The sequence below is a fragment of the Saccharopolyspora sp. NPDC002686 genome (genome assembly GCF_040295745.1).
Classification (GTDB): domain Bacteria; phylum Actinomycetota; class Actinomycetes; order Mycobacteriales; family Pseudonocardiaceae; genus Saccharopolyspora; species Saccharopolyspora oryzae.
This window is the reverse complement of sequence record NZ_JBEOVY010000071.1, coordinates 1-26,242: the sequence shown is the minus strand read 5'-3', so window position 1 is coordinate 26,242 and position 26,242 is coordinate 1. Positions and strand designations below refer to the sequence as shown.

Here is a 26,242-nt window from a genome sequence, read left to right as displayed (position 1 = left end):
GCCGTTCGTGCTGGCCGGATCGCTGTCGATGGCCTACAGCGCCTACGCCGCGATCGGCGCCTACGGGGTGGCGATCGTCAGCAGCAAGCTGGCGCTGCCGGTGTGGGCGGGCTGGCTGGTCGGCCCGCCCGTCGCCGCCCTGGTGGCGGTCGGGCTCGGGCTGGCCACCCGCCGCCTGTCGAGCTTCTTCCTGGCCGCGGTGACGCTGCTGTTCGCCGAAGCGTTCGCCGAGTGGCTGGCAACGGCGGAAGGCCTCACCGGCGGCAGCGCGGGCCTGTTGAACCTGCCGTTCCTGGACTTCTTCGGCTGGCAGCCCGCTCCGGAGCACATGGTGCTGCTGGCCGCGGTGCTGGTGTGCCTGCTGACCTTCGCGCTGGACCGGCTGCGCCATTCGCCGTGGGGCGTGCTGGTGCAGACGATGCGGGAAACCCCGATCGCGGTGGAGGCCGTCGGGGTCCGGGTGCCCACCCTGCAACTGGTCGCGCTCGGGCTCGGCGCAGCGATCGCCGCGCTGGGCGGGGCGTTGTTCACCACGTTCGCCAGCGCGGTCAACCCGAAGACGTTCGGGACGAGCGTGGTGTTCCTGGCGGTGTTCATGCCGTTGATCGGCGGCCGGCACAGCCCGTGGGGCTCGCTGCTCGGTGCGGGCGTGGTGACGTGGCTGACCCTGGACCTCGACCAGCTCGGGGCCAGCGGAACGCTGATGGTCGCGCTCGGCGTGCTGGTGATCATCCTCGTCGCACCGCGCGGCCTGCTCGGTTACTTGCGGGCGGGGTTCGCCCTGGTGCGGGAACGGAGGTGGAGCGGTGCTGCTCGACGGTAGTGGGCTGGGCAAGGACTACGGCGGCGTGCGCGCGCTGTCGGAGGTGTCGATCCGGGTCGACCGAGGTGAGGTGCTGGGCCTGGTCGGGCCGAACGGGGCGGGCAAGACGACGCTGGTCGACCTGATCTCCGGCGCGCAGCGCGCCGACGCCGGAACGCTCCTGCTGGACGGGACACCGCTGCGCGGACCGGCGTCCAGCCGCGCCCGGGCGGGGCTGGCCCGGACGTTCCAGCACCCGCAGCTGGCCCCCGACCTGTCGGTGCGCGACAACCTGGTGCTGGGCCGGTTGGCCGCACGGCACGGCCGCTGGTGGGACCTGGTTCGCGGGATCGCCACAGGTGTGCTGCACCCGCGGTCGGCGTCCGACGACGCGGCCGTGGAGCGGCTGGCGGCGGAGCTGGGGATCGGCGGACTGGACCGGGCTGCCGGTGACCTGACCTTGGGCGAGCAGCGGCTGGTCGAGGTCGGTCGCGCGTTGGGGCAGGAACCGCTGGTGCTGCTGCTGGACGAACCCTTCGCCGGGGCCGACGCGCACGGCATCAGCGGGATCAGCGACGCGATCCGCGCGGTGCGGCAGCGCGGGCACGGGGTGGTGCTGGTGGACCACAACATCGACCTGGTGTCGGCACTGGTGGACCGGATGATGCTGCTGGAGCTGGGCGCCGTCGCTTTCGACGGTGATCCGGCTGACTGCCTGGCGAGCCCGCAGCTGCGCCGCGCGTACTTCGGTGAATGGGCGGAAGGGCTCTCCGATGTCAGCTGATCTGGTCGTCGAGGACCTCGACGTCTCCTACGGACGTGCGACGGCCGTCGCGGGCGTGTCGTTGACGGCGCCTGCCGGTTCGGTGACGGCGTTGGTCGGGCCGAACGGGGCGGGCAAGAGCAGCCTGCTGCTGGCGATCAGCGGTGCGGTCGCGGCGAAGGGGCGGATCCTGGTCGGCGGCATCGCCGTCGCGGCGATGCCGGCGCGGGAGCGCACCCAGGCCGGGATCGCGCTGGTGCCGCAGGGCCGCCAGCTTTTCCCGCGCATCAGCGTGGTGGACAACCTGCGGGTGTTCGCCGAGCACCTGCGGTTGCCGCGCAGCGCGGTGGATTCGGCGCTGGACCGGTTCCCGGTGCTGCGGGAGCGGGCGGACCGGCTGGCCGGGGTGCTCAGCGGCGGTGAGCAGCAGATGCTGGCGGTGTCGCGGGCGTTGCTCGGGGAACCGAAACTGCTGCTGCTCGACGAGATGGCGACCGGACTGGCTCCGGCCGTCGTGCAGCGGCTGGCCGAAACCGCCGTGGCGCTGGCCCGTTCGGGTGTGGCGGTCCTGCTCGCCGCACCCGAGCTGGGGATGCAGCGGCGGATCGTGGACCGCGGCTACGTGCTGGTTCGGGGGCAGATCGTGTCGGAGGAGACCGGGGCGGCGTTGGAGGACGCCTACCGTCGTTCGCTCGGGATCGGGGCCGGTTCGTGATCGCTGTGGTGGGTGTCGGCGCGATCGGCGCGGTGACGGCGGCGGCGCTGGAGCTCGCCGGGCACGACCTGGTGCTCTGCGCCCGCCGGGAGCGGCGGCTGACCGTGCGCCTGGATGACGGCAGCCGCCACCGGCTGCGGTCGCCGTGGGTGACCGATCCGGATCAGGTGGGGCCGGTGGATCTCGTCGTGCTGGCGGTGAAAGCCCATCAGACCGGGGCAGCGGTGCCGTGGCTGCGACGGCTGCGCAGCGAGCGGACGCCAGTGCTGGTGTTGCAGAACGGCGTCGAACACGCGGAGCGGCTGGCCGGTGCAGTGCCCGCCGAGTGCGTGGTGCCCGGGATCGTGTGGTGCACCGCGGAAGAGATCGCGGGGGAGGTCCTGGTCCGGCCCGGCGAGCAAGCGATCGAGGTACCGGCAGGGGATGCGCTCGGCGGGGTTTTCGACGGTTCCTTCCTGCGGATCCGGCCGGTCGAGGACTTCACCACGGCGGCGTGGCGGAAACTGGTGTTCAACGCAGTCGTCGCGGTGGAGGCGCTGACCGGTCGCCGGGCCGAGGTGTTCCACGAGCCCGAGGTGCGTTCCCTGGCGCGGGATCTGGCGGTCGAATGCGTCGAGGTCGCCACCGCGGCGGGCGCTCGGCTGCCCGCCGGGTTCGCCGACCACGTGGTGGAGGTGCTCCTGTCGCTGCCACCCGAGAACGGGACGTCGATCCTCTACGACCGGTGCGCGGGCCGGGAACTGGAGTGGGACGCCCGCAACGGCGTGATCAGCCGTGTCGGGGCGGCTCACGGCATCCCCACCCCGATCAGCGACGTCCTGGTCCCCCTGCTGGCCGCAGCTCGGTGACGACTGCGGGAAGCCGTCGATCACCTCCGCAGAAACGGATTGGCGGGCTGTCCGTCCATAGTGGACCCGTGCAGCGACCCTCCTGCCGGTCGTGCCCCGCGGGTCGGCGGGGGAGCGCGAGGCGAAGAGAGCACGCAGCGGTGCGGCCGGTGAGGTGCCGTGCTGGCGTCCAGTTGGTCCATTGAACTCGATCACGGCGTCGATAGCGTGGGAGGGGAGAGGGTCGTTTCTCTGGGGGACAAGTGAAATCCGGTGAAGACTACGAAGCTCTTCTCGCCGAGCAGCGGGCGCGGCTGCAGCGGATCAGAGAGCAGGGCACCTCGGCATCTGAACCGCGCACCGGTGGTCAGGAGTTCGCCGCGACGGCGGGCGACGGGGCGGTGCGCGTGGTCGTGCGGGACCGCCGGCTCGTCACGGTGGAGATCGCCCCGCGGCTGATCGGGGGATCGCGGCGCGAGGTTTCGGAGGTGCTGCGCGAGGCGATCAACCAGGCGCTGGCGCGATCGCTGGCCGAGTCGCCGCAGGCAGGGGATCCGACGCCGGATCTGGGGTCGCTCGGTGACCAGCTCTCCGAATTCGCCCGCCGAGGTGCTGAGGAACTGCGCAGGATCCAGGGCGCGGTGGAGCGGAACATGGCCGAGCTCGCGGGCAAGGTCCAGATCAGCGGCGACGCCTCACCGCAGTACGTGGACTTCCTCTACGAGGACGCGCTGGAAGTCGTGCGGTCGATGCAGTCCGCGCTCGCCGGCAGCCCCTCCGAACCGGCCGTCGGCGAGGGGTGGGACGAGTCGGAAGAGGTCGAGGCCGTCGTGAGCCAGGGCGAGCTGGCCGAGCTGGCGCTGACCGGCTTCGCCCTGCAGATGCCACCAGGAGAACTGGGTGGCGCCGTGTCCGAGGCGGTGAACGACGCGCTGATCGAGTGGGAGGAACGCAGCGCTGCCACCGCGAACCGGGGAGTGGACGTCGAGGCGCTGCGGAAGCTGGGGGAGCGAGCTGACGCGGTCAGGGCGCAGAGCATGCAGCACCTGCGCAACTACACGGACAGCATGACTTCGATCATGCGCAACGCCGAGTGATGGGGGAACGCACCGTGGCAGAGGGTTTTCAGGTATTCCCGGACGACATCGGCGCATCGGCCGGGAAATTGCTCGAGATCGGGCAGTCGCTGGGGAGCGACATCGACTCGTTCCAGGCGCAGACCGAGTCCCTGACCAGTGGCTTCGGTGACGACGACCTCGGGTCGGCCATCGCCACGATCTACCAGGCCGCCTCTGAAGCGGCGTTCGAGAGCTTCCACGACAACGCCGAGGGGCTCGGCGAGATCGGCCAGGAGCTGCAAGCCATGGCCGAGGAGTACAGCCAGATCGACGTCGCCCACCAGGAAGCGTTCCAGCAGCTGATGGGGAGGATGACATGACCAGCGGGATCATGCTTCCGCCCGAACTCTCCGGGCTGCTCAACACGCTCGGCTTCAACTGGCCGCTCAGCGACGAGGGCAAGCTCTACGACCTCGGCGGGCAGTGGTCGGGGTTCGCGGACAAGCTCTCACCCGCCGCAGCCGAAGCGGACAGCCACGCGCAACAGGTCCAGGGCCAGAACACCGGTGAGGCCGTGGACGCGTTCGGCACGTTCTGGGGCGACGGCGAAGCACCGAAGACGAACCTCGAGGACGGGGCCACCGCTTCCACGATGATCGGCACGGGGATGTACGTCGCCGCCGGTGTCGTGGTGGCGTTGAAGACCGCCGCGGTGGTCCAGCTGGCGATGCTCGCCGTGCAGATCGCCCAGGCGATCGCCACCGCGGTGCCGACCTTCGGCGCCTCGCTGCTGGAGATCCCGGTCTTCAAGCAGATCACCAAGATGCTGCTGGACCAGGCGCTCGACCTCGCGATCAATTCGGTGCTCAATGGCTAGGACCAGAGGAGGCGGGAAAGCCGCGGGCAAGGCCGCTGCCGGGATCCTGTCGCCGGCGACCGCCAAGCTGCGGAGGAGCAAGCGGCTCAGGAGCGCGGCCGCGGGTGGTCCCAAGCCGGCGCCGAAGCCCGGCCCGAAGTCCGGTCCGGTCGACATCAAGGTCCCGAAGTGGGCGACCCCGGCCGAGAAGGCGCAGTTCCGCGAGTACGTCAAGGGCGCCAACGAGGCCAACCGCAAGGGCCTGCTCTCCAAGAGCGGTCGAGTGGCCTCCGGTTCGTCGGGGGCGCGCAAGGCGGCTGAGCGCGAGGCCCGGGCGGAGCGCTTGCGGGCGAAGAAGGCGGGCAAGCCGTACCAGGGGGTGGCGGCGCACATCCCCGACGCGACCTGGCTCGGCCACGGCAAGCCCTACGCGTGGGGCGACCACACCTCGCGGGTGAACAGTTCGATCGCCGGTCAGCAGAACCGGTACCCGATCGGCTACAAGCCCTCGACATTTAGACTCAAGTAGTCCGCTGTGCGAGCCTTGGCGCTGGACAGCAACGCGGCAACCAGGAGGGAACCACACCATGCCCGCCGAGGCAGAAATGCCGCCCTGGCCGGATCTGATCGCTGAGATGGGCGAGCTGCGCGAGCAGGTGAGCCACATCGACGAGGACATGTTCCCCTTCACCGTCCCGCACCTGGCCGCGACCCCGGACCAGATCGCCGCCGCCGAACAGCGCCTCGGCCACCCGCTGGACCCGCAGCACCGGTCGTTCCTGTCCTACGGCAACGGCTGGCCGGACTTCTACCTGGGGTCGAGCCTGCTGAGCACCGAGGACTTGGGCCAGGGCCCCAACTGGGCGAAGGCCAACCAAGTCCTGGACGCCCTGTACGAGGGCGTGGACGACCCGGACGTGCTGCCGCCCCGCGCCGACATCTACCCGTTCACGGTCAGCGAGGACACCGCCTCGGTGTTCGTGTTCTGGCGGGGCAGCGAGCTCGACGAAGGCGGGCACACCGTGCTGTGGCTGCCGTGGGCGGACACCGATCCGATGCCGAACTTCTTCGAGTTCTACCGCATGGTGTACCAGGAGTACGAATCGGAGCTCGAAGCCGACGACTCGTGACGAAGTCCGGAGGCGGGAGCGCGCGGCGGGATCCGATCCCGCCCGCCGATCGGCGAACGCCGTAGCTACGGGCGGCTGTCGACGGGTTCGCCGGTCATGTCGGCGGTGTGGGTTTCGCGCATGAACCACACGCACACCGCGCAGATCAGGGCGATCAGCACGAGGTACGCCGAGATCGGCAGGGACGAACCGGTCGACGCGATCATCTGGGTGGCCAGGATGGGGCTGAGGCCGCCGCCGACGATGCTGCTGGCGTTGTAGGCGACGGAGGAACCGGTGTACCGGTACCGCGTCGCGAACAGTTCGGGCAGGAAAGCGCCCATCGGGGCGAACAGCGCGGCGAACGCGATCATCCCGACCGACATGCCGATGCCGATGAGCAGCGGGTGCCCGGTGTTGATCAGCCCGAACAGCGGGAACGCCCACACGACGGCCAACCCCGCGGCGCCCAGGCACACCCGACGTCGACCGACCCGGTCGGAGAGCACGGCGAAGACCGGGGTGGCCACGCCCATCACCGCCGCGGCGATCATGGAGCAGACGATCAGCATGTTCTTGTCGAGGTCCAGCACCTCGGTGCCGTAGGAGAGCGAGAACGTGGTGATCGTGTAGAACAGCGTGTGCGCGAGGATGAACGAGCAGGTGGCCAGCACCAGGGTGCGGGGCTGGCGCTTGATCACCTCGACGATCGGGGCCTTGGACTTCTCGTGCTCCCGCATGGCCTTCTCGAACACCGGTGTCTCGGCGATCTTCATCCGCACGTAGAAGCCGACGACGAGCAGCAGCGCGCTGGCCAGGAACGGCACCCGCCAACCCCACGATTCGAACGCCGCGTCCGACAGCGTGCCGCCGAGCACCAGGAACGCCGTTCCGGCGACGACGAACCCGACCGCCGGCCCGACCTGCGGGAAGCTGGACCACAGCCCGCGGCGGTTCTCCGGGGCGTACTCGGTCGCCAGCAGGACCGCGCCGCCCCATTCACCGCCGAGGCCGAACCCCTGCAAGAACCGGCACAGCACCAGCAGCACCGGGGCACCGATCCCGATCGTCTCGTAGGTCGGCAGCAGGCCGATCGCGACCGTCCCCGTTCCCATCGTCAGCAGGGAGACGATCAGCATCGTCTTGCGGCCGATCCGGTCGCCGAAGTGGCCGAACACCACCGCACCCACGGGGCGGGCCACGAACCCGACGCCGAACGTGGCGAACGCGGCCAGCGTCCCGGCGAGGGCCGAGAACGTGGGGAAGAACAGGTGCCCGAGAACGAGCGCGGCAGCGGTCCCGTAGATGTAGAAGTCGTAGAACTCGATCGCGGTGCCGATGAAGGTGGCGGCCGCGATTCGCGATCTCGGCACCGCGGCCGGCGGTGCGGCGGTGGTGGGCATGGCTACTCCTTCGTGGCCGGTCGAGCCGCGGCTGGGCGGTGTGGCCCTCGGTGCCCGATCCGTGGTCCGTTCTCGGCCCAGGTGTGCAGGGAGTATGTTCCGGCAGCGTCCACGTCACGACCTCCTCGTGTCGAAGCCTCGCCCACCGACTTCCTCCTGTTGTAGAAAAGCGCAGGTCGAACCGCTCAGCTCGGATCGTCGAGCAGCGCCATCATCCGCACGCCGAGGTGCAGGGCCAGGCGGTTGTCACCGTTGGCCAGGCTGAGCCCGGTGATCTGCTCGATCTGGTGCAGCCGGTAGTACAACGAGGTCCGGTGGATGTGCAGCGCCGCGGCCGCGTCCGGCCCGGAGCCGGCGTTGTCCAGGTAGACCGCGAGGGTCCTGACCAGCCGCCCGTGCGGATCGTTCGCGATCAGCTCGTTGAGCGCCGCCGGGAGCAGCCGGGCAGTGAGCCGGTCGTCCGGGATCTGCAGCAACGTCGCGTAAACGCCGAGCTCTTCCCAGAACACGACGTCGGCCGCATCGGGCAGGGTTCGTGCGCTGCGGGCCGCTGTGGACGCTTGTTCCCGCGAGATCCACGCTTCGGCCAGACCGCCAGCGGTGGTCCCGATCCCGACGACGCATCGCGCCGCCCCACCGAGGGCATCGCGGACCTGCTTGGCGACCATCGCGCCTTGGTCCCGCAGGTGTTCCTTCGGCGCCGGTGCGCTCTGCAGCAGGAAGCCGCGGTTTCCGTCGACTGCGAGGGCGAATTCGGCGAAGCGGTTGCGCGAGACGGCTTCGAGCGCCACCCGGAGGGCCACCTCCACCTGCGCTTCTTCCTTCTCCGGTGCGACGACTTCAGCGATGCTGACGGTCGCGTGATGTCCACCGCGAAGCCAGCCCTGCCCGCTCAGCGCCCGTTGTGCGGCCGTTCGTCGCTCCGCCGTTCCGCAGAGCAGTTCCAGCACAGCCCCTTCCCTCGCGACGCGCTGCTCGTCTTCGGCGACGAAGTCCCGGTACAGCAGCGCCGCCATCGCCGCAGCGGAGTCCTCGATGGCGCCGATGTCGGCTTCGGTGAGCGATTCCGGGTCGATCACCATCAGCAGGCCGAGGAGCTCGCCGCGGCACCGGATCGGCCTGCACAGGCGGGCCCGCATGTGCAGGTCCGCCCGGGCCGGGATGACGCCCGGTCCGGTCCACTCGGTGATGCCTTGCGACAGCATGTGCCCGATGGCCGCGCTGCCGCCCTCGCGCTGCAGCACCGCGTGGACGCGCACCTCGTCCTCGTCGCCGAAGTGCCTGCTCGCGCACTTCAGGTGGACCGAAGGATCGTTGATCGCGACCGATCGGCCGATCTCCTCGGCCAGCGCGTCGACCATCCGCTGCAGATCGCTACCGCTCATGTCCAGTGCGTGCGGCCGGTGGTCCGCACTGCTCCTCTCCGATGTCGTCATCGTCGTCGTCGGGGCAGTTCACGCTCCGGAGCACCGCTCGAAGGGGCGTCGACTAGGAATTTTCTACAGCGGAAGGAAGATTCGCGGCAAGGTCTCGACGACGTGCGGTGTCGGCGGAGCGGTTGTGGTGCCAATACTCGGTCCTCTGAGGTGGTCCACGCGGGCGAACCCCACCGTCGCCTTCGAACCGTTCATCGCAGGAGAGCACGAGGGACTCGAATCATGGGCAACCGACTGACCGGAAAGGTCGCGCTCGTCTTCGGTGCCGGTTCCAGCGGCGCAGGGATGAGCAACGGGAAAGCCGCAGCGCTGACCTTCGCGCGAGAAGGAGCCGCCGTTGCCGCGATCGACATCAACCCGGAGGAAGCCGACCGCACCGCCAGCGCGATCCTCGACGAAGGGGGGACCGCTGTCGCGATCGAGGCCGACATCACCTCCGAAGAGCAGGTCGCCGCAGCTGTCGTCTACGCCGAACGGCGACTCGGCACACCATCGGTCCTGCACAACAACGTCGGGCTCGCGCGCACCGGCGACCTCGCCGACCTCGACCTGCGGACCTGGCAGGACGTCTTCTCGGTCAACGTGACCGGAGCGTTCCTGACCTGCAAGCACGTCTTGCCCCGCATGGTCGGGGCGGGCCGGGGCGCGGTCGTCAACGTCTCGTCGATCGCGGCCATCCGCGACACGGGCTACCCCTATCCCAGCTACAGCGCGGCCAAAGCCGCGGTCAACCAGCTCACCGTCGCACTGGCCCTGCGGTACGCGGCCGACGGCATCCGGGTGAACGCGGTGGTCCCGGGTCTGATCGACACGCCTCTCGTCTCGCAGCAGGTGATTTCCGGAGCCGCCGACGCCCAAGCCGCGCTCGACGAGCGGAATGCCGCCAGCCCCACCGGCCGGGTCGGGACGCCGTGGGACGTCGCTTCCGCGGCGCTGTTCCTCGCATCCGACGAATCCGCCTACGTCAACGGGGTTTGCCTCCCCGTCGACGGGGGGCTTTCCATGCGGTGCGCCTGAAACCGCCAACTCCTGCGGGGATTCGCGGCGTTGAGCTTCCCGCCGGCCTGTTGGTAGGTTGGCCCGATCGGTGCAATGCCCAGGGGAGATCACGTGAACCTCCATCGTCTGCTGGTCGAGCGGAACCGGAAGTCCGGCCCGATCAAGGTCGGCGTCATCGGGGCCGGGAAGTTCTCCTCGATGTTCCTCACCCAGGCACTGCACATCGAGGGCCTGCACCTGGTGGGCGTCGCCGATCTCAGCCCGGATCGCGCCCGCGCTGCGCTCGCTCGAACCGGTTGGCCGTCCGAGCGGTACGCCGCCACGTCCTTCGACGAAGCGCTGCGCACCGGCGGTACGCACGTTTCCGACAGCGCGGACGACCTCATCGACGTGCCCGGTCTCGAGGTGGTTCTCGAGATCACCGGCGATCCGATCGCCGGCACCCACCACGCCGTTCGCGCCATCGACGCCGGTCGCCACGTCGTCATGGTCAACGTCGAGGCGGACTGCCTGGTCGGACCGCTGCTCGCCGAACGCGCCCGCCGGGCCGGCGTCGTCTACACGATGGCCTACGGCGACCAGCCCGCCTTGATCTGCGAGCTCATCGACTGGTGCCGCACCGTCGGCTTCGACGTGGTCGCGGCAGGCAAGGGCACCAAGTACCTGCCGGAGTACAGCAGCTCGACCCCGGACACGGTCTGGGACCACTACGGCTTCACCGCCGAGCAGCTGGCCGGCGGCGACTACAACCCCAAGATGTTCAACTCGTTCCTCGACGGGACCAAGTCGGCGATCGAGATGGCCGCCGTCGCCAACGGCACGGGCCTCCAGCCGCAGGACGAGGGCCTGCTCTTCCCGCCGGTCGGGGCCGACGACCTGGCCACCGCGCTGCGGCCGAAGGAGCTGGGCGGTTCGCTGACCCGGCGCGGCACGGTCGAAGTGGTCTCCAGCCTCAACCGCGACGGGACGGAGGTCGACCGCGACCTGCGCTGGGGCGTGTACGTCACCTTCGAGGCCCGCACCGACTACGCGGTCCAGTGCTTCGCCGAGTACGGCGTGCGCACCGACCCCACCGGCCGCTACGGGTCGCTCTACCGCCCGTACCACATGATCGGCCTCGAACTGGGGGTCTCCATCGCCTCCGCGGTGCTGCGCGGCGAGCCCACCGGCACCGCCGACGCCTTCCGCGGCGACGTCGTCGCCGTCGCCAAGCGCGACTTGAAGGCCGGCGAGGTGCTGGACGGTGAAGGCGGATTCATGGTCTACGGCAAGCTCGCCCCGGCCCACGCCTCCCTGGCCGCCGAAGCGCTCCCGATCGGCTTGGCGCACGGCTGCAAACTGCTGAACGACGTACCTGCGGGCGCGATGCTGAGCTGGTCGGACGCCGACCTCGACGACTCGGTGCTCGCGGTGAAACTCCGCCGCGAACTCCAGGAGCGCTGACCGGAGCCGCACAGGGCCAACCCCTTGGGGTCGGATCCACTGTGGACGAGTCACCAGTGGTGCAGAGGTCAACTCGGCATATGACGGTTACCTTCCGAGCGCGGCTTGGCATCGGAGCAGATCGGCTTTGAAGGTGTCGAACCGCTCTGCGTCGAGGACGTTTCGCAGGTCGCGTTCGAGATCTCCCATGATGGCGTCGGAGCGCTCCATCTGGGCCAGGCCGCGGGGCGTCGGGACGATCAGCTTCGCGCGCCGGTCGCGGGGGTCGGGTTCCCGGTTGACGTAGCCGAGTTGCTCCAGTTCGTCGAGCAGCTTGCTGACGACCTGCTTGTGCACGCCCGAGCGTCGGGACAGGTCGACGGCCCGGCTGCCGTCTTCGTCGAGGTAGGCGAGCACCGCGCCGTGCTGGGGGCGGAGGTCGTCGAAGCCCTCGTCGGCGAGGCGGCCGAACAGGGTTCGCTGGACGCCGTGCAGCAGCCTGGCGGTGAGGATTCCGATGTCGGGATCCTGGTCCTTCTTCTCGCTCCGGCGCGCCTCGCCCATGGAATGGTCACCTTTCTTGACGATCACCTTTGCTTACCATAACGTGCGGTCGCGGCGTCCGACGAGTGGGCGCACGGGAAGAGCGGATGATCATGACTGCCACACCGCAGGTCCACGGTTCCACGACTCCGGCTTTCGAGCCGGTCCGAGCCGCCTTCGCCGACGTCGCCGCGCGTGAGCCCGGGCTGGAAGCTCAACTCGCGGTGTACCACCAGGGCGTGCCGGTGGTGGATCTGTGGACCGGCGGCGAATCGACCGGTGACTCGCTCCTCGCCCTGTACTCCACCGGGAAGGGCGCCGCATTCCTGGTGCTCGCCCTCCTGGTGCAGGAGGGCGCCATCGACCTCGACCGCCCCGTCGCCGCGTACTGGCCCGAGTTCGCGACGGCCGGCAAAGCCGAGATCACCGTGCGCCAGCTCGCCTCCCACCAAGCCGGTCTCCTCGGCGTGGCCGGGGGGTTCAGCGAGGACGAGCTCTCCGACGACCGCCAGCTCGCCGCGCGGCTCGCGACCCAGGAACCGCTGTGGACACCGGGGAGCGGTTACGGCTACCACGCGTTCGTGATCGGTGCGCTGATCGGCGAGGTCGTGCGCCGGGTGACGGGTCGGTCGCTGCAGGAGGTCTTCGACGAACGCATCCGGCGACCCCTCGGACTCGACTTCTACCTGGGGCTCCCCAGCGCGGAGGAGGACAGGTTCCTGCCCGCGCTGCCGTTGCTGCCGGAAGAGCAAGCCGCCCAGGCGTTGCCGTCGCCGGATTCGTACACCGGGATCGCGTTCAACCTCAACGCCCCTGCTCCGACCGACCTGGTGACGTTCGGCAACAGCCGAGTGGTCCACCAGCGCGGGCCCGCCTCCTCGGGAAGCGTTGGCACGGCACGAGGTGTCGCCCGCATGTACGCCGCAGCGCTCACCGGCCTCGACGGCGGTCCCGCGTTCCTCCTGCCGCGCACCGTCGAGGAGTTCACCCGGAAGCAGTCGACCGGTGTCGACCTGGTGACCGGCGAGCGGGACCACTTCCTCCTCGGGTTCGAAGCTCAAGCATCCCGCTACCCGACGCTCAGCCCTCGCGCGTTCGGCCACAGCGGAGCCGTCGGAGCCCAGGCGTTCGCCGATCCCGCAACCGGTATCGCCTACAGCTACACCCGCCGCAAGTTCTCGTTCGGCGGCGGCGGAGGCGCCTCCGAGAACCAGTCCCTCATCGAGGCGATCACCGGCCTGGCGCCTGCGGTGGCGGCGCCGGGCGAGGTCGGGGCGGGCGTATGAGCATCCGGCGGTCGGACGTGTCGTTGCGACGCGGGGCGCGGATGGCCGCGCCCCGCGTCGGGTTTCACCGTTGGAAGAAGCGGCGGTACTGGTCGGCCACCGCGTCCGGTTCGGCCGCCGCGTCCAGGAACATCAGCGAGTCCATCCGGCAGTTGCACGGGTTCCGCTCCGCCGTGTTCTGCGGGAAGCTGCCGCCGATCTTGATCCCACGCGGGTTCGTCCCCGTCGTTCCCGTCCCGTCGAGCTGCCACGGATCGCCCGGGACGGTGTAGAAGCCCGGGAGCGGCTGGCCGTTGCGGTAGAGGGCGATCTCGCCCGTCGTGTAGTCGAACGTCGCCGCCAGGTGCACCCACTCGCCGGGCGGGAGGAGCTCGCGCCAGTCCTGCTGGGCGGCGAACGTCTGGGAGCTGCCGCCGTCGATGCGGCGGCCCAGCCCCACCAGGCGCAGCTCACCGTCGACCTGGATCAGCTCCAGCAGCGCCCGGACGTCGTGGCCGTCGGAGTTGCCGCTGAGGATCCCGGCGAGACCGACGGCGTTGTACCGATCGCCCGGGTCCGGTGAGCCCGAGTTGGGGCCGGGGTTCTCGCCGGTCATCTTGAACCAGCCCATCACGGTCGCGCCCTCGGTGCCGTTGAACGCGCTGAGCGACGATACCCCGTTGCCGTCCCAGACACCGGCCTTCCAGTCGTCGTTGCCCGCCACTTCGGGGTTGACCTGCTGGGTCTGGAGGGCGTTGTTGCTGCCGGGGAACGCGCCGTCGGCCACCCGCATGTCCTCGCCACCGCCCAGCAGGCTCAGCAGGGTGCGGGACGAGCCGCGGTCGAGCTCGCGGGAATCGTCGGCGGCGAAGGGGCGCTCGAAGTCGTAGTGGGCGACCAGGTTCCGCTGCACCTGCGGGGTGACCTCCGAGCCGGGGGCCATCCGCGTGCCGACCACCTTCCAGATCTTGCCGTTGGCCTTGGCGAGCAGGTACAGGTCGCGCCGCGAATCGGTGCCGAAGCGCAGGTCCACCCGGCCGTCCCCGGCGAAGTCCGTCATCCGCAGCTGCTTGCCCGCGGTGTCGAACAGCTGCAACTCGTGCAGGGGAGCGCGCTCCGCGCCGCGCTTCATCCGGTTGACGTCGGTGTAGAACACGCGGCCGTCCACCAGGTCGCCGAAGACGTACTTGCCCCGCAGCACCGGGAACTGAGCTCCCCGGTACACCTGGCCGCCGGAGATCGCGTGGCCGCTGTCGGAGTTGCACGGCCAGCCCTGCGGCGGATCGTGGTCGTAGGCGGCGACCGGGTAGACGTAGCCGTACTTCTCGTCGTCGGCGGGCAGCGGGTACAGGTAGCACTGGTTCTCCGGGCGGAAGGTGAAGGCGCCCTCGCGCTCGCTCCACCCGAAGTCGTCCCCGGCGCGGACCTCGTACACCGCTTCGATCGCGTGCTGGCCGATGTGGCCCAGGTACATCGCGTGCTGCCCCTCGGGGTCCCAGCTGAACCGGTGCGGGTCGCGCATGCCGACGGCGTAGATCTCGCCCAGCGCGCCGGGCTTCCCGACGAACGGGTTCGACGCCGGGATGCCGTACTGGCCGTCGGGTCCGTTCGTGCCCGCCGGATCGATCCGCAGGATCTTGCCCGCCGGGGTGGTCATGTCCTGGGGCACGTCGGAGTCCAGGCCGATGCCGCCGTCACCGATCCCCAGGTACAGCAGGCCGTAGTCGGGGTCGCCCGGCTCGGCGGTGGGGTTGAAGTCGATCTGCTGGATCGCGTGGATCTGGGTGCTGAACCCGAAGCGGAAGATCTCCCGCTGGGAGCCGGAGAAGACGTCGGCGGCCGGATCGTCGGCGGTCCACTCGGTCACCACGCTCTGCACGAACGCGTCCGGCTGGTTCGGGTAGGTCGGCTCCTCGGAGTCGATGGCCGCCTTGTCCTCGCTGTGCACCGTGTAGAACTTGCCGTTGCGCGCGAAATCGGGGTGGAAGGCGACGAAGCCGAAGCCGCTGCCCATCCCGCGCCCCGAGAAGAAGTGCTCGAAACGCGCCTTGAAGTCCAGGTACACGTGCTGCTGGCCGCCGTCGAGCAGGTACAGCGGGCCGTTGAGGTCGGGCACGAACATCCGCCCGGAGCCGTCCGGCACCTCGCCGACGTAGTTGATCCGGTTGTGCCGGATCAACCGCGGATCGGTCGCCGGCGGTGTCGCCTCGGAGGCGGGCAGCTGCGCGACTTCCTGGAGCACCAGGCCGAGCGGGGACTGCTGCGGCTCTTCCGGGATCGGATCGGTGATCGGTTCGTCGGCGGCACCGGCCGCCGGTGGGGCTAACAGGGTCGCTGCGGCCACCACTGCGGTGATCGCGGCGCACCAGGATCTGCGCACGCGCATGGTAGGGCTCCATCCCTCGCCGTTGTGGGTCGGTGGTGCATCGCAGACCGCCTCCGGGAAGCGGCGGACTGCGGATCAGGAAGCGGGAGCGCCGAAGATGGTGACGTCGCGAACGCGCCCGTAGTTGTCGAACGAGCCGAAACCGACGCGGCCACCGGAGAAGGTCTTGTCGGTCGCGGTCATCAGCGGCTCGTCGGCGCCGTCCACGTGCACCGCGATCTCACCCGTCGCGGCGCGGTAGTCGAGGCGGACGTCGTGCCAGTCGGTGTCGTCGATGGCGGGCGGTGCACCGGTGGTGCCGTCCCACTGGTCGTCGATGCGGACCCGGTCTGCGTCGTCGACGACGAAGATCCCGTTGTGCGGGTAGATCGTGTTGTCCTGCGACAGGTGCGCGTAGTAGAAGCGGGTGGGGGACCGGTAGTTGAAGATCAGCACGACGTCGCGGTCGTTGCGGGTCACCGGTTCGTCGATGCGGACCTCGCCGGTCAGGCTCAGCGAGCCGAACTCCGGTCCTTTTCGGACGATGGCGTATTCGAACGGGCGGCGCGGGCCTTCCGGCGGCACCCCGCGCTCGGTCATGACGATTTGGCCGGCGGTGAACTCCCACTTCTCTGGCGTCAGCGGGGACCAGTCCCGGTCCGTGGCGGCCGGCCGGACCACCACCAAACCCGGTGCGGCGGAGGCGGTCGGGACGGCCGTCGCGCACAGTCCGGCGACCAACCCGGTGAGCACTGTTCTTCGTCTCATGTGGACTCCTGGCGGCTAGAGGTGCGGCTCCACGAACTCGACGTACCGGCGGGTCAGGGTGGCGACGACGTCGGAGCCGGGGGCGGCCCAGACGTCGGCGTTGAAGATCTCGACCTCGACGTCCCCGCGGTACCCGGCGGCGGAGACCGCGCGCGTGAGCGCGGCGAAGTCGATGTGGCCGTCGCCCACCATCCCGCGGCTGAGCAGCGCGTCCGCGGGCAGCGGGGTGATCCAGTCGCAGATCTGGTAGCTGGTGATCCGCTGCCCGGCGCGCGCGATCTGCTCCAGCACGCCCGGCTCCCACCACACGTGGAAGGTGTCGACCACGACGCCGACCACGTCCGGCGGGTGCGGCTCGGCGATGTCCAGGGCCTGGGCGAGGGTCGAGATGACCCCGCGGTCGGCGGCGTAGATCGGGTGCATGGGTTCGATGCCGAGCCGCACTCCGCGTTCGCGGGCGTGCGGGACCAGCGCGGCGACGGCATCGGCCACGCGCTGCCGGGCACCGGTGAGATCGCGGTCGCCTGCGGGCAGCCCGCCGGGCACGAGCACCAGCACGTCGCAGCCGAGGGCTGCGGCCTCGTCGAGGGCGGTGATGTTGTCGCCGATCGGGTCTCCATCGGTGAAGAAACCACCGCGGCACAGCGAGGAAACCCGCAGCCCGGCATCGCGGACCATCCGCGCGGCGACCTCCAATCCGACCTCAGCGACAGGTTCGCGCCAGACCCCGATGGAGCCGAGCCCGGCGGCCACGCAGCCCTCCACCGCTTCGCGCAGCGACCAGCCGGCGGTCGTGCGCTGGTTCAGCGAGAGCCGGGCCAACCGCGGATCACCGGGCTGCGGAGTCGGCACCCGGGCCGGTGCGCTCGTCGGCACGTCGCGTGCGCTCATGCAACGGCCCCCGCGGCTTCGAGCCACAACCGCATCCGGTGCGCGGCCAACTCCGGATCGACCAGCAGTTGCGCGTCGTTGGCCAGTGAGAAGATCCGCGCCAGGTGCACGATGCTGCGCGCGGACTGCAGCCCGCCGAGCATCGTGAAGCCCGGCTGGTGGCCGTTGAGCCAGGCCAGGAAGGCGATCCCGGTCTTGTAGTAGAAGGTGGGTGCGCTGAACACGTGCCGCGACAGCGGGAGCGTCGCCGCCATCTCCGCGTCGTAGGTCGCGAGATCGCCGTCGTCGAGCGCGGCCAGCGCCGCCGAGGCGGCCGGAGCGATCGCGGCGAACGCGCCGAGCAGCGCGTCCGAGTGGTGGTGCGAGTCGCCGCGGATCAGCTCCGGGTAGTTGAAGTCGTCGCCGGTGTAGAGCCGCACGCCGGCCGGTAGTGCGGCGCGCAGACCGCGTTCGTGCTCGGCCGACAGCAGGGACACCTTCACGCCGTCGACCTTCGCGGCGTGGTCGCGGACGAGGTCGAGGAAGGCCCCGGTCGCGGTGGCCAGGTCGGTCGAGCCCCAGTATCCGGCCAGGTGCGGGTCGAAGACCTCGCCGAGCCAGTGCAGGATCACCGGCTCGGCGACCTGCCCGAGCACCGCGTCGTACACCCGCCGGTAGTCCTCGATACCGCAGGCGATGGCGGCCAGCTGGCGGGAGGCCATCACGATCACCTGCGAGCAGGTCGACTCCACGAAGCCGACCTGCTCCTGGTAGGCCTCGACGACGTCGTCGAGGGTGCTGGCCCCGGCCCGGTGGTCGGTGCCCGCGCCGGAGGCGATCCGGGCGCCGGCGGAGCGGGCCTGCTCGGCGCTGCGGCGGACGAGTTCCTGCACCGCGGGCCAGTCCAGGCCCATGTTGCGCTGCGCGGTGTCCATCGCCTCCGCCACCCCGAGGCCGTGGCGGAACAGCTCCCGGCGGAAGGCCAATGTGGACTCCCAGTCCACTGCCGCGGGCGCCCCCGGCGTGTTGTCGCCGAGCGGGTCGGCGACCACGTGCGCGGCGGCGAACGCGACCCGCGAGCCGTGCGGCTGCGGATGTTCCTCCCACCGCCTGGGTTCGCGCAGCACGACCTCCGCCCAGGTGCCCTGGTCGGTGGGCAGTTCGATCGCGCTCATGCCGCGCCGCCGGTGGGCAGCTCGATGCGGCGGCCCTCCGCCGACGAGGCGAGACCGGCGGCGGCGAGCCGGAGTCCGCGCACCCCGGCCGCCAGGTCGTAGGGGTGCGGCCTGCCGTGGTGCACGTCCAGCAGGAAGCGTTCCCACTGCGCGCGGAAACCGTTGCGGAACTCCGCGTTGTCGGGGATCTCGTCCCACTGGCCGCGGAAGTCCTCGGTGGTGGGCAGGTCCGGGTTCCACGACGGCCGCGGGGTCCGCACCCGCGGCTGGATGCGGCAGCCGAACAGGCCCGCGACCGCCGAGCCGTGCGTGCCGTCGACCTGGAACTCCAGCAGTTCCTTGCGCTCCACCCGCACCGCCCACGACGAGTTGATCTGCGCGATGACCCCGTCGTCGAGCTCGAAGATCGCGTACGCCGCATCGTCGGCGGTGGCGTCGTAGCGCTGCCCGTCCTCGTCCCAGCGCTGCGGGATGTGGGTGACCGCCTTCGCGGTGACCGCGCGGACCTGGCCGAAGATGTTCTCCAGCACGTAGTTCCAGTGGCAGAACATGTCCAGCACCACGCCGCCGCCGTCCTCGGCCCGGTAGTTCCAGCTCGGCCGCTGAGCGGGCAGCAGGTCGCCCTCGAACACCCAGTAGCCGAACTCCCCGCGCACGGACAGGATCCGGCCGAAGAAGCCCGCGTCCACCAGCCGTTTGAGCTTCTGCAAGCCGGGCAGGAAGAGCTTGTCGTGCACGACGCCGTTGACGACCCCGGCGTCTTCGGCCGCCTTCACCAGTTCCTCGCCTTCGGCCACGGTCTCGGCCACGGGCTTCTCGGTGTAGACGTGCTTGCCCGCGGCCACGGCCTTCAGCACCGCCTTGCGGCGCTCGCTGGTGACCTGGGTGTCGAAGTAGATCTGCGCGGTGTCCTCGGCCAGCAGCGCGTCGAGATCGGTGCTCCACTCGGCGATGTCGTGGTCCGCGGCGATGCGGGCCAGCTTCTCGGCGTTGCGGCCGACCAGGACCGGCTCGACCTGGATGCGGCCGCCGTCGGCGAGCGGCACGCCGCCGTCGTCGCGGATCGCCAGCACCGAGCGCAGCTGGTGCTGGCGGTAGCCCATCCTGCCGGTGACGCCGTTCATCAGGATGCGGTAGGTGCGATCGGTCATGGTCGCGGGCCCCCTGTCTTCGACGATGCGGTGCTGGAGCGTCGGCTGCCGAGGTAGAGCTCGCCGAGCTGCGGGTCGGCGAGCAGGTCGGGCGCCGGGCCGGAGATGTGCACCCGGCCGAGGTCGAGCACGCAGCCCAGGTCGGCGACCTCCAGCGCGCGGCGGGCGTTCTGCTCCACCAGCAGCACGGCCGTCCCCGCGTCGCGCATCCGCGCCACCTGGGCGAACACGGTCTCGGTCGCCTTGGGGTCCAGGCCCATCGACGGCTCGTCGAGCAGCACGACCTTCGGGCTGACCATCAGGGACCGGGCGAACTCCACCTGCTTCTGCTGCCCGCCGGAAAGCGCCCCGGCCAGCGCGTCCCACCGCTCGGCCACGACCGGGAACAGCTCCTTGACGAAGGCCGCGCGGTCGGCGATCTCGGACCTGTCCCGCAGCGCGTACGCGCCGAGCAGCACGTTCTCCGCGACCGTCATCTCCTTGAACACGCTGTGGCCCTGGAGCACGTGGGACAGACCGGCTTCGAGCATCTGCTGCGGTCGGCGGTTCGTGACGTCCTTGCCGCACACCAGGATCCGGCCGGCGCGCGGCGCGAGCATGCCGCTGGCGACCTTGAGCACCGTGGACTTCCCGGCGCCGTTCGGTCCCACTAGGCAGACCACGCTGGCCGGTGGCACCCGCACCGTCAGCCCGCGCAGCACCAGCGCCGCGCGCCCGTAGCCGGCCTCGACGTCGACGAGCTCGAGCAGGTGCTCGCTCGAACCCCGCTGCTCAGATCCCAAGGTAGGCCTCCAGGACTCGCGGGTCGTTGCGGACCTCGTCGGGCGTGCCCGCGGCGATCGGCCGCCCGCGGTCGAAGACGACCACGTGGTCGGACAGGCTCATCACCAGGTCCATGTTGTGCTCCACGATCAGGAAGGTCCGGCCCTCGGCGTTGAGCGCGCGCACCAGCTCCCCGATCCGCTCGATCAGCGCCGGGTTCACCCCGCCCGCGGGCTCGTCGAGCAGGACCGTCTCGGGATCGGCCATCAGCACCCCGGCGATTTCGAGCAGCTTCTGCTGGCCGTAGGACAGGTCGCGGGCCTGGACGTCGGCCAGGTGCTCGATGCCCACGCGGGTGAGCAGTTCGCGCGCCCGGTCCAGGTCGGTGCGCTGGCGCGCGGAGACCAGTTGGCCGAGCAGGGTTCGGGAGCGGACCGGGACCAGCAGGTTCTCCAGCGCCGTCATCCGGGGGAAGATCCGGCACAGCTGGAAGCTGCGGCCGATGCCCGCGCGGGCGATCCGGTGCGGTGGGCGGCCGGTGATGTTGCGCCCGCGGTAGCTCGCGGTGCCGGAATCGGGCTTGATCATCCCGGTGACGCAGTTGAAGAACGTGGTCTTGCCCGATCCGTTGGGGCCGATCAGCGCGTTGACCTTGCCGTGCTGGAAGGCGACGGTGGCCCCGTCGACGGCGCGCACCCCGCCGAAGGACTTGGTCAGTCCGGTGGTTTCCAGTCCCGTGCTCACAGGCGCGCCTCCTCGACGGTCCCGGTCCGGCGCTGCTCGGCGAGCTCGGCCTGGCTGACCTCCCGGATCGACGCCGTTCGCGGGCGGAACCGGTGCAGCAGGTCGCGCAGCGCCGGGATGATCCCGTCGGGCATGAACAGCACGACCGCGGCGAGCAGCACGCCCAGCGCGACCAGGTGCAGCTGGGTGTCGCCGTACTGGGCCTTGAAGTACTCCACGGCGTAGCCGACGATCACCGCGCCGAGCACCGGCCCGAACAGGCTGCGCACGCCGCCGAGCAGGCTCATCAGCACCAGGTAGGAACCGGTCAGCACGGAGAACTGGAAGATCGGGTCCAGGAACCCGAACCACAGCGCGTAGAGCCCGCCGCCCAACGCGGTGAACAACGCCGAGATCACGAACGCGACGAGCTTGTAGGCGAAGGTCGGCACCCCGAGCGCTTCGGCCTTGTCCTCGTCCTCCCGGATCGCCTTCAACCCGGAGCCGAACCGGGAGCGGTCGATCACCCACCAGCACAGCAGGGCGACGGCCAGCAGCGCGGCGTGCAGGTAGAAGAACCGCTCGTGCTGCTCGGGGCGGAGCACGTCCGGGCCGAACGGGCGCGGCACGCGCAAACCGTTGGAACCACCGGTGAGATCTCCCCAGCTCTGGAAGACCAGCAGCGTGATCAGCACCAGCGCGATCGAGACGATGACGAACGACGCACCGCGCACCCGGAGGCTCGCGACACCGATCGGCACCGCGAGCACGGCGACGACCACGGCGCCGAGGACCAGCGCGAGCCACGGGTTCAGGTCCGCGTGCACGACCAGCAGCGCGGTGGCGTAGCCGCCGAGCCCGGAGTACGCCGCGTGGCCCAGCGAGATGTAGCCGGTGAAGCCGCCCACGAAGTTCCACGACGTGGCCAGCACGGCGTAGCTCATGATCACCACGCCGACCGACAGGATGAACGGATCCGGTGCCAGCGCGGGGAAGGCGAGCACCAGCGCGGCCAGCAGGAGCAGGCCGACGAGCTTCGCGGCGCGGGCGGGGTCAGAAACGCTGCGCAAGGCGGCCTCCGAAGAATCCCTGGGGGTGCAGCAGCAGGGTGGCGAACAGCGCGATGTAGAAAACCGTTTGCGCCCAAGTGGTTCCGAGCGGCAGCTGGAGCAGGCTCTGGCCGAGCCCCAGCACCACGGCGGCGATCGCCGCACCGGGGACGCTGCCCAGCCCGCCCACCACGATGATCGCCATCAACGGCCCGATCCAGTGCCAGTGCAGCGACGGGTAGATCGTGGAGTCCAGGGCCAGCGCGGTTCCGCCGATCGCCGCGGTGGCCAGGCCCAACCCGAACCCGTAGCCGGCGATCCGGCCGGTGTTGATGCCGACCAGCTGCGCGGCCTCCCGGTGCTGGATCGTCGCGCGCAGCGCCTGGCCGAACCGGGTCTTCTTCAGCAGCACGGAGAGCCCGGCCAGCGACACCGCGGCGAGGCCGAACGCGATCAGCTTCACCACCGGGATGCTGGCCCCGAAGAACTGGATGTCCGCGCCGGAGTAGGGCAGCTGGATGCGCCGGTGGGTGCCGCTGAAGAGAAGCCCGAGCGCGCCCTCGATCACCAGCGCGATGGCGAACGTCAGCAGCACCGACATCATGGTCAGCGTCGCCGGGCGCAGCCGCGAGATCAGCAACCGCTGCATGGCCACGCCGACCGCGAAGAACAGCGGGACGGTCACCACCAGCGACAGCAGCGGGTCCAATCCGGTCTGGAGGTTGAAGAACCAGGCCAGGTACGCCGCCAGGATCAGGAAGGCGGAGTGCGCCAGCATCACCACGCGCATCACGCCGAAGTACAGCGTCAGGCCCGCGGCGAGCAGGGCGTAGAGCCCGCCGAGCAGCACACCGAGGACCAGGCTCTGCAGCAGAAGCGATCCGGTCATCTCGGCATCACCACGCCGGCTTGGGGTGGACCAGGTCGGCTTCCTTGGTCTCCGCCGGGAGCACGATGCGGATCCGGCCGCCGACGTACTGCTGGATCAGGTGCGCGCCGCGCGGTTTCCCGGTGGCGTCCCAGCTGAGCTTGCCGACCACGGTGTCCACCTCGTTCCGGTGCAGCCAGTCGATGAGCCTGCGCTGGCAGTCGGGGTCCGGATCGGCGCAGCCGACGGCTTGCACGGCGGCGGCCACGACCTGCCCGGTGGTCCACGCGTTGGCCTCGTCCTCGCTGGGCGGGGAGTTGAACATCTTCGTGTAGTGCTCGACGAATTCCTTGTTGGACGGGAAGTTCGCGTCCGGCGTGTAGCCGGTGGGGGAGAGGATTCCCTCGGTCTGCTCGCCGATGGCCTTGGCGAACTCCGGATTGGTCGGCGCGGTGGAGAAGGCCGCCATCGACGGCTGGTAGCCGAGTTGGCGCAGCGCCAGGATGAGGTTGACCGCGTCCTGGTACTGCGTCCCGCCGACGACGAGGTCGGCCCGCGAATCGGCGATCTTGGCCGCGATGGAACCGAAATCCGTGGTGTTGGGCGGGTAGACCTCGTCGACCACCGTGCGGATCCCGGCCGCTTCGAGCTTGCCCTTCAACCCGTAAGCGGTGCCCTGGGCGAACGGGTCGTCCATCGCGGCGTACGCGGCGGTTTTCGGGCGCTGGTCGGCGGGCATCGCCAGGACTGCCTCGGCCAGGTGGTTGTAGTGGTCCTCGGCGACCGCTGGCGCGGCGTAGAAGAGGTTGTCGAAGCCCTGGTCGAACACTTCCTCGGCGGCGCCTGCCGGTTCGACGAACAGGAAGCCGTAGTCCTTGGCGACCTGCGCGGCCGGGACCACCAGGCGGGTGGAGAACGGTCCGAAGACCAGGTCGGCGCCGTCCTGGTTGATCAGCTTCTCGTAGTCGGCCGCGACGCGGTCGGCGTTGGACTGGTCGTCGAGGACGGTCAGCTCGACCTTGCGGCCCAGCAACCCACCGCGGGCGTTGACGTAGTCGGCCCACGCTTCGTAGCCGCGGCGGACGCCCTTGCCGGGTTCGGAGAAGTCGCCGGTGAGGGGCAGGGAGATGCCGATCTGGATGCTGTCGTCGTTGCCTCCGGCGCCCGAGCTGAGGCAGCCGGTCAGCGCGAGGCTCGCGCTGGTCACGAGTACACCTAGTCGAAGACGTTGTGAAATTTTCATGGTCCACCCGTCGTTGGGGGCATCCGCAAGCGCTTGCGTAAGCGCTTACGGCAGAATAGGAACCATCGGGCGAAGTGGCAAGGGTCACGGATCATGGTTCGCGGTCCGCAGGGCGGACCGGAGCGGAAGGGGTCACGGATGCCGCAGCAACGCGCGAGGCTCAGGCTCATCGACGTCGCCGAGCGGGCGGGGGTGTCGATCGCGGCGGCGTCGCGGGCGCTGTCCGGGTCAGCGGGCGTCAGCGACGCCATCGCCGAGCGGGTGCGCGAAGTCGCCGCGCAGATGGGCTACGTCGCCAACGTGCACGCCCGCACGCTGGCCGGTGGCGCGAGCACCAGCGTCGGACTGCTCGTGCACGAGATCGGCGACCCCTACTTCACCGAGATCGCCAGCGGGGTGCTGCGCGTCGGTGCGCAGCAGGGCCTGACCGTGCAGATCTGCCACACCGGGCGCGACCCGGAGAACGAGCTCGTCCAGGTCCGCACGCTGATCGCCAACCGGGTCCGGGCGATCATCATCGCCGGTTCGGGTTTCGTGGACGCGCGGAAGCAGGCGCCGGTGAAGCAGGACCTCCAGGCCTTCCAGGAGACCGGCGGCCGCGTCGCGGTGATCGGACGCCACCACCTCGGCACCGACGCGGTCCTGCCGGACAACACCGCGGGTGGCCGGTCGATCACCGAGCACGTGCTGTCCCTGGGGCACCGGCGGATCGCTTTCGTCTCCGGCCCCCGGACGCTGACCACAGTGGCCGATCGACTCGCGGGCGCCGCGCAGGCACTGGAAGCGGCCGGACTGTCGATTGAGGACGTTCCCGTCGTCGAGGAAGCGTTCACCCGCGACGGCGGCACGACGGGCATGCGGCGCGTCCTCGACGAGCACCCCGACGTGACCGCGGTGATCGCGCTCAACGACGACATGGCGATCGGCGTCCTCGCGGCCCTGCGAGCGCGCGGAAAGGCTGTGCCGGAGGACATCTCGGTGGCGGGCTTCGACGACGTGGCCGTCGCGGAGCACCTGTCGCCTGCGCTGACGACGGTCCGGTTGCCGATGGCGGAAATGGGGGAGCAGGCGTTGCGCCTCGCCTTGAAGGACCCGTCGGCGCGTCCCCGCCGCCGCACCACGGCGCACTCCCTGGTGGTGCGCGAGTCCACCGCCCCACCCCCGCGCCGCAAGCGGTGACTCCTGCCGGGGCTGTGCCGGTTGCGGCGAGCAACCAACTGCTGCTGGACGAGCACGGATCGACGGAGTACCACGGCCCGAAGCCGGTCGCGGGCCGACATCGCGCGCTCTGAGTCGGAAGCCTCTGTTCGGATGTTCGAACAGCGGCATGCTTGTGGTTGGGCGCGGCCGCAGCGCTCCCCAAGATCGGAGCTGCTGGCAACGTGGCCGCACGGGGAGATGAGCAGTCGATGAGCGAGGTCGTTGGCCGGTGGTGCGCGGGGCGCGGTCACTGGCACGAGGACGGCTGCTTCGAGATCGTCTTGGAGCACGCCGCGGGCAAGTGGCTGGTCACCTACCTCACCCACGGCGAACAGCACGCGCGCATCGGTTTCGACACGGAGGAAGAGGCGCACGGGGACATTCGGTGGCTGATGTCCATCCTTCCCCCGGACGTTGCTCCGTGGGAGCGCGTGGCTGATGAGTAGTTGTCACGTACCGGCTCGCGGGGCGGGAAGTGCTCCCCGGCGATTCCGGCGAGGCGGGGGTCGTCGGCGACTCCAGGCCTGAGCTCGACGGGCCGGCCCGGGTGCTGTTCGACGGCTGGTTGTGGTCGTGGTCCGGCTGCGGCGGTGCGAAAATCAGGGCTGGGAGTCGGACGCATCGGGGCGAGATGGTCGAGGAACGTGATGCCGAGTTCGTGACCCGGGGTGGGCACGGCGGGATCGCGCGGCTGCAGTCGAAGGCTGAGGCGCGCCTCGGGCTGCTGGCCGCGGGCTTGCAGGAGTACGCGATCTTCGCGCTCGACGCGGCCGGCCGGGTGGAGGGCTGGGGCGACGGGGCAGAACGAATCATGGGCTATCGCAGCGCCGAGATCATCGGGAGGCACTTCTCGGTGCTCTCCCCGGCGCA

Annotated in this window: 27 protein-coding genes and 1 pseudogene; 15 read left to right on the top strand and 13 right to left on the bottom strand. The window is 70.3% G+C overall.

Annotation, left to right across the window (positions count from 1 at the left end; all coding sequences use genetic code 11):
* The 9 genes from ABTZ89_RS12315 to ABTZ89_RS12275 form a co-directional block, all read left to right on the top strand.
* On the top strand, positions 1 to 823 hold an 823-nt coding region (locus ABTZ89_RS12315), incomplete at its 5' end, for a branched-chain amino acid ABC transporter permease (RefSeq protein ID WP_351043471.1).
* Positions 807 to 1,586, top strand: a complete 780-nt coding sequence (locus tag ABTZ89_RS12310; RefSeq protein ID WP_351043468.1) for an ABC transporter ATP-binding protein — start codon at positions 807 to 809, stop codon at positions 1,584 to 1,586. The genes ABTZ89_RS12315 and ABTZ89_RS12310, both read left to right, overlap by 17 nt.
* Positions 1,576 to 2,280, top strand: a complete 705-nt coding sequence (locus ABTZ89_RS12305; RefSeq protein WP_351043465.1) for an ATP-binding cassette domain-containing protein — start codon at positions 1,576 to 1,578, stop codon at positions 2,278 to 2,280. Before ABTZ89_RS12310 ends, ABTZ89_RS12305 begins: the two co-directional genes overlap by 11 nt.
* The gene (locus ABTZ89_RS12300) at positions 2,277 to 3,128 is read left to right on the top strand and encodes a 2-dehydropantoate 2-reductase (RefSeq protein WP_351043462.1); all 852 of its coding nucleotides are present in this window, start codon (positions 2,277 to 2,279) and stop codon (positions 3,126 to 3,128) included. The genes ABTZ89_RS12305 and ABTZ89_RS12300 overlap by 4 nt, the downstream gene beginning before the upstream one ends.
* 242 nt (positions 3,129 to 3,370) lie before the next feature.
* Entirely contained in the window at positions 3,371 to 4,204 is an 834-nt protein-coding gene (locus tag ABTZ89_RS12295; protein ID WP_351043459.1) for a YbaB/EbfC family nucleoid-associated protein, read from the top strand.
* 14 nt (positions 4,205 to 4,218) lie between these two features.
* Complete coding sequence (locus ABTZ89_RS12290) at positions 4,219 to 4,545, top strand: hypothetical protein (RefSeq protein WP_351043456.1); 327 nt, start codon at positions 4,219 to 4,221, stop codon at positions 4,543 to 4,545.
* Positions 4,542 to 5,042 (top strand): WXG100-like domain-containing protein, encoded by a 501-nt coding sequence (locus ABTZ89_RS12285; protein ID WP_270948134.1) that lies wholly within the window; start codon positions 4,542 to 4,544, stop codon positions 5,040 to 5,042. The genes ABTZ89_RS12290 and ABTZ89_RS12285 overlap by 4 nt, the downstream gene beginning before the upstream one ends.
* Positions 5,035 to 5,550, top strand: a complete 516-nt coding sequence (locus ABTZ89_RS12280) for a hypothetical protein (protein ID WP_351043453.1) — start codon at positions 5,035 to 5,037, stop codon at positions 5,548 to 5,550. The genes ABTZ89_RS12285 and ABTZ89_RS12280 overlap by 8 nt, the downstream gene beginning before the upstream one ends.
* A 58-nt stretch (positions 5,551 to 5,608) precedes the next feature.
* On the top strand, positions 5,609 to 6,151 hold the full coding sequence (locus ABTZ89_RS12275; RefSeq protein ID WP_270948136.1) for an SMI1/KNR4 family protein: 543 nt from the start codon (positions 5,609 to 5,611) through the stop codon (positions 6,149 to 6,151).
* 65 nt (positions 6,152 to 6,216) lie between these two features.
* Here the strand turns inward: ABTZ89_RS12275 and ABTZ89_RS12270 are convergent, their stop codons facing one another.
* On the bottom strand, positions 6,217 to 7,533 hold the full coding sequence (locus tag ABTZ89_RS12270; RefSeq protein WP_351043450.1) for an MFS transporter: 1,317 nt from the start codon (positions 7,531 to 7,533) through the stop codon (positions 6,217 to 6,219).
* A gap of 185 nt (positions 7,534 to 7,718) precedes the next feature.
* Positions 7,719 to 8,918, bottom strand: a complete 1,200-nt coding sequence (locus ABTZ89_RS12265) for a PucR family transcriptional regulator (RefSeq protein ID WP_351043447.1) — start codon at positions 8,916 to 8,918, stop codon at positions 7,719 to 7,721.
* 273 nt (positions 8,919 to 9,191) lie between these two features.
* Between ABTZ89_RS12265 and ABTZ89_RS12260 the strand changes: the two genes are divergently transcribed.
* Complete coding sequence (locus ABTZ89_RS12260; RefSeq protein ID WP_351043444.1) at positions 9,192 to 9,986, top strand: SDR family NAD(P)-dependent oxidoreductase; 795 nt, start codon at positions 9,192 to 9,194, stop codon at positions 9,984 to 9,986.
* Positions 9,987 to 10,079: 93 nt separating this feature from the next.
* A complete protein-coding gene (locus ABTZ89_RS12255; RefSeq protein WP_351043441.1) occupies positions 10,080 to 11,411 on the top strand; it encodes an NAD(P)H-dependent oxidoreductase in 1,332 nt (443 codons plus the stop codon).
* 87 nt (positions 11,412 to 11,498) lie between these two features.
* Here the strand turns inward: ABTZ89_RS12255 and ABTZ89_RS12250 are convergent, their stop codons facing one another.
* Positions 11,499 to 11,954 (bottom strand): MarR family winged helix-turn-helix transcriptional regulator, encoded by a 456-nt coding sequence (locus ABTZ89_RS12250; protein ID WP_270948141.1) that lies wholly within the window; start codon positions 11,952 to 11,954, stop codon positions 11,499 to 11,501.
* A gap of 92 nt (positions 11,955 to 12,046) precedes the next feature.
* On the opposite strand from ABTZ89_RS12250, the gene ABTZ89_RS12245 reads away from it, so the two are divergent.
* Entirely contained in the window at positions 12,047 to 13,219 is a 1,173-nt protein-coding gene (locus tag ABTZ89_RS12245) for a serine hydrolase domain-containing protein (RefSeq protein ID WP_351043436.1), read from the top strand.
* Positions 13,220 to 13,283: 64 nt separating this feature from the next.
* On the opposite strand, the gene ABTZ89_RS12240 is transcribed toward ABTZ89_RS12245, so the two are convergent.
* The 10 genes from ABTZ89_RS12240 to ABTZ89_RS12195 all read right to left on the bottom strand — a co-directional run bounded on the left by ABTZ89_RS12240 (position 13,284) and on the right by ABTZ89_RS12195 (position 24,136).
* Positions 13,284 to 15,584: a PQQ-dependent sugar dehydrogenase gene (locus tag ABTZ89_RS12240; protein ID WP_351043434.1), complete on the bottom strand. Its 2,301-nt coding sequence runs from the start codon at positions 15,582 to 15,584 to the stop codon at positions 13,284 to 13,286.
* Positions 15,585 to 15,659: 75 nt separating this feature from the next.
* On the bottom strand, positions 15,660 to 16,331 hold the full coding sequence (locus ABTZ89_RS12235) for a hypothetical protein (RefSeq protein ID WP_351043431.1): 672 nt from the start codon (positions 16,329 to 16,331) through the stop codon (positions 15,660 to 15,662).
* A gap of 15 nt (positions 16,332 to 16,346) precedes the next feature.
* Positions 16,347 to 17,222 carry a sugar phosphate isomerase/epimerase family protein gene (locus tag ABTZ89_RS12230; protein WP_351043428.1) on the bottom strand — a complete coding sequence of 292 codons (876 nt, stop codon included), beginning with the start codon at positions 17,220 to 17,222 and terminating at the stop codon, positions 16,347 to 16,349.
* The gene (locus ABTZ89_RS12225) at positions 17,219 to 18,376 is read right to left on the bottom strand and encodes a dihydrodipicolinate synthase family protein (RefSeq protein WP_351043425.1); all 1,158 of its coding nucleotides are present in this window, start codon (positions 18,374 to 18,376) and stop codon (positions 17,219 to 17,221) included. The genes ABTZ89_RS12230 and ABTZ89_RS12225 overlap by 4 nt, the downstream gene beginning before the upstream one ends.
* On the bottom strand, positions 18,373 to 19,527 hold the full coding sequence (locus tag ABTZ89_RS12220) for a Gfo/Idh/MocA family protein (protein WP_351043422.1): 1,155 nt from the start codon (positions 19,525 to 19,527) through the stop codon (positions 18,373 to 18,375). The genes ABTZ89_RS12225 and ABTZ89_RS12220 overlap by 4 nt, the downstream gene beginning before the upstream one ends.
* Positions 19,524 to 20,309, bottom strand: coding sequence for an ABC transporter ATP-binding protein (locus ABTZ89_RS12215; protein ID WP_351043419.1), 786 nt, complete (start codon positions 20,307 to 20,309; stop codon positions 19,524 to 19,526). The genes ABTZ89_RS12220 and ABTZ89_RS12215 overlap by 4 nt, the downstream gene beginning before the upstream one ends.
* On the bottom strand, positions 20,299 to 21,033 hold the full coding sequence (locus ABTZ89_RS12210) for an ABC transporter ATP-binding protein (protein ID WP_351043416.1): 735 nt from the start codon (positions 21,031 to 21,033) through the stop codon (positions 20,299 to 20,301). Before ABTZ89_RS12210 ends, ABTZ89_RS12215 begins: the two co-directional genes overlap by 11 nt.
* On the bottom strand, positions 21,030 to 22,082 hold the full coding sequence (locus ABTZ89_RS12205; protein WP_351043413.1) for a branched-chain amino acid ABC transporter permease: 1,053 nt from the start codon (positions 22,080 to 22,082) through the stop codon (positions 21,030 to 21,032). The genes ABTZ89_RS12210 and ABTZ89_RS12205 overlap by 4 nt, the downstream gene beginning before the upstream one ends.
* Positions 22,066 to 22,950 (bottom strand): branched-chain amino acid ABC transporter permease, encoded by an 885-nt coding sequence (locus ABTZ89_RS12200; protein ID WP_270948151.1) that lies wholly within the window; start codon positions 22,948 to 22,950, stop codon positions 22,066 to 22,068. Before ABTZ89_RS12200 ends, ABTZ89_RS12205 begins: the two co-directional genes overlap by 17 nt.
* A 7-nt stretch (positions 22,951 to 22,957) precedes the next feature.
* Positions 22,958 to 24,136, bottom strand: coding sequence for an amino acid ABC transporter substrate-binding protein (locus tag ABTZ89_RS12195; RefSeq protein WP_270948152.1), 1,179 nt, complete (start codon positions 24,134 to 24,136; stop codon positions 22,958 to 22,960).
* A 174-nt stretch (positions 24,137 to 24,310) separates the two neighbouring features.
* Here ABTZ89_RS12195 and ABTZ89_RS12190 point away from each other — a divergent pair, with 174 nt between their 5' ends.
* The 3 genes and pseudogenes from ABTZ89_RS12190 to ABTZ89_RS12180 all read left to right on the top strand — a co-directional run.
* Positions 24,311 to 25,351, top strand: a complete 1,041-nt coding sequence (locus ABTZ89_RS12190; protein ID WP_270948153.1) for a LacI family DNA-binding transcriptional regulator — start codon at positions 24,311 to 24,313, stop codon at positions 25,349 to 25,351.
* Positions 25,352 to 25,581: 230 nt separating this feature from the next.
* Entirely contained in the window at positions 25,582 to 25,818 is a 237-nt protein-coding gene (locus tag ABTZ89_RS12185; RefSeq protein ID WP_270948154.1) for a hypothetical protein, read from the top strand.
* Between the two features lie 185 nt (positions 25,819 to 26,003).
* Positions 26,004 to 26,242 (top strand): annotated as a pseudogene (locus ABTZ89_RS12180) (GGDEF domain-containing protein); the annotation flags it as partial.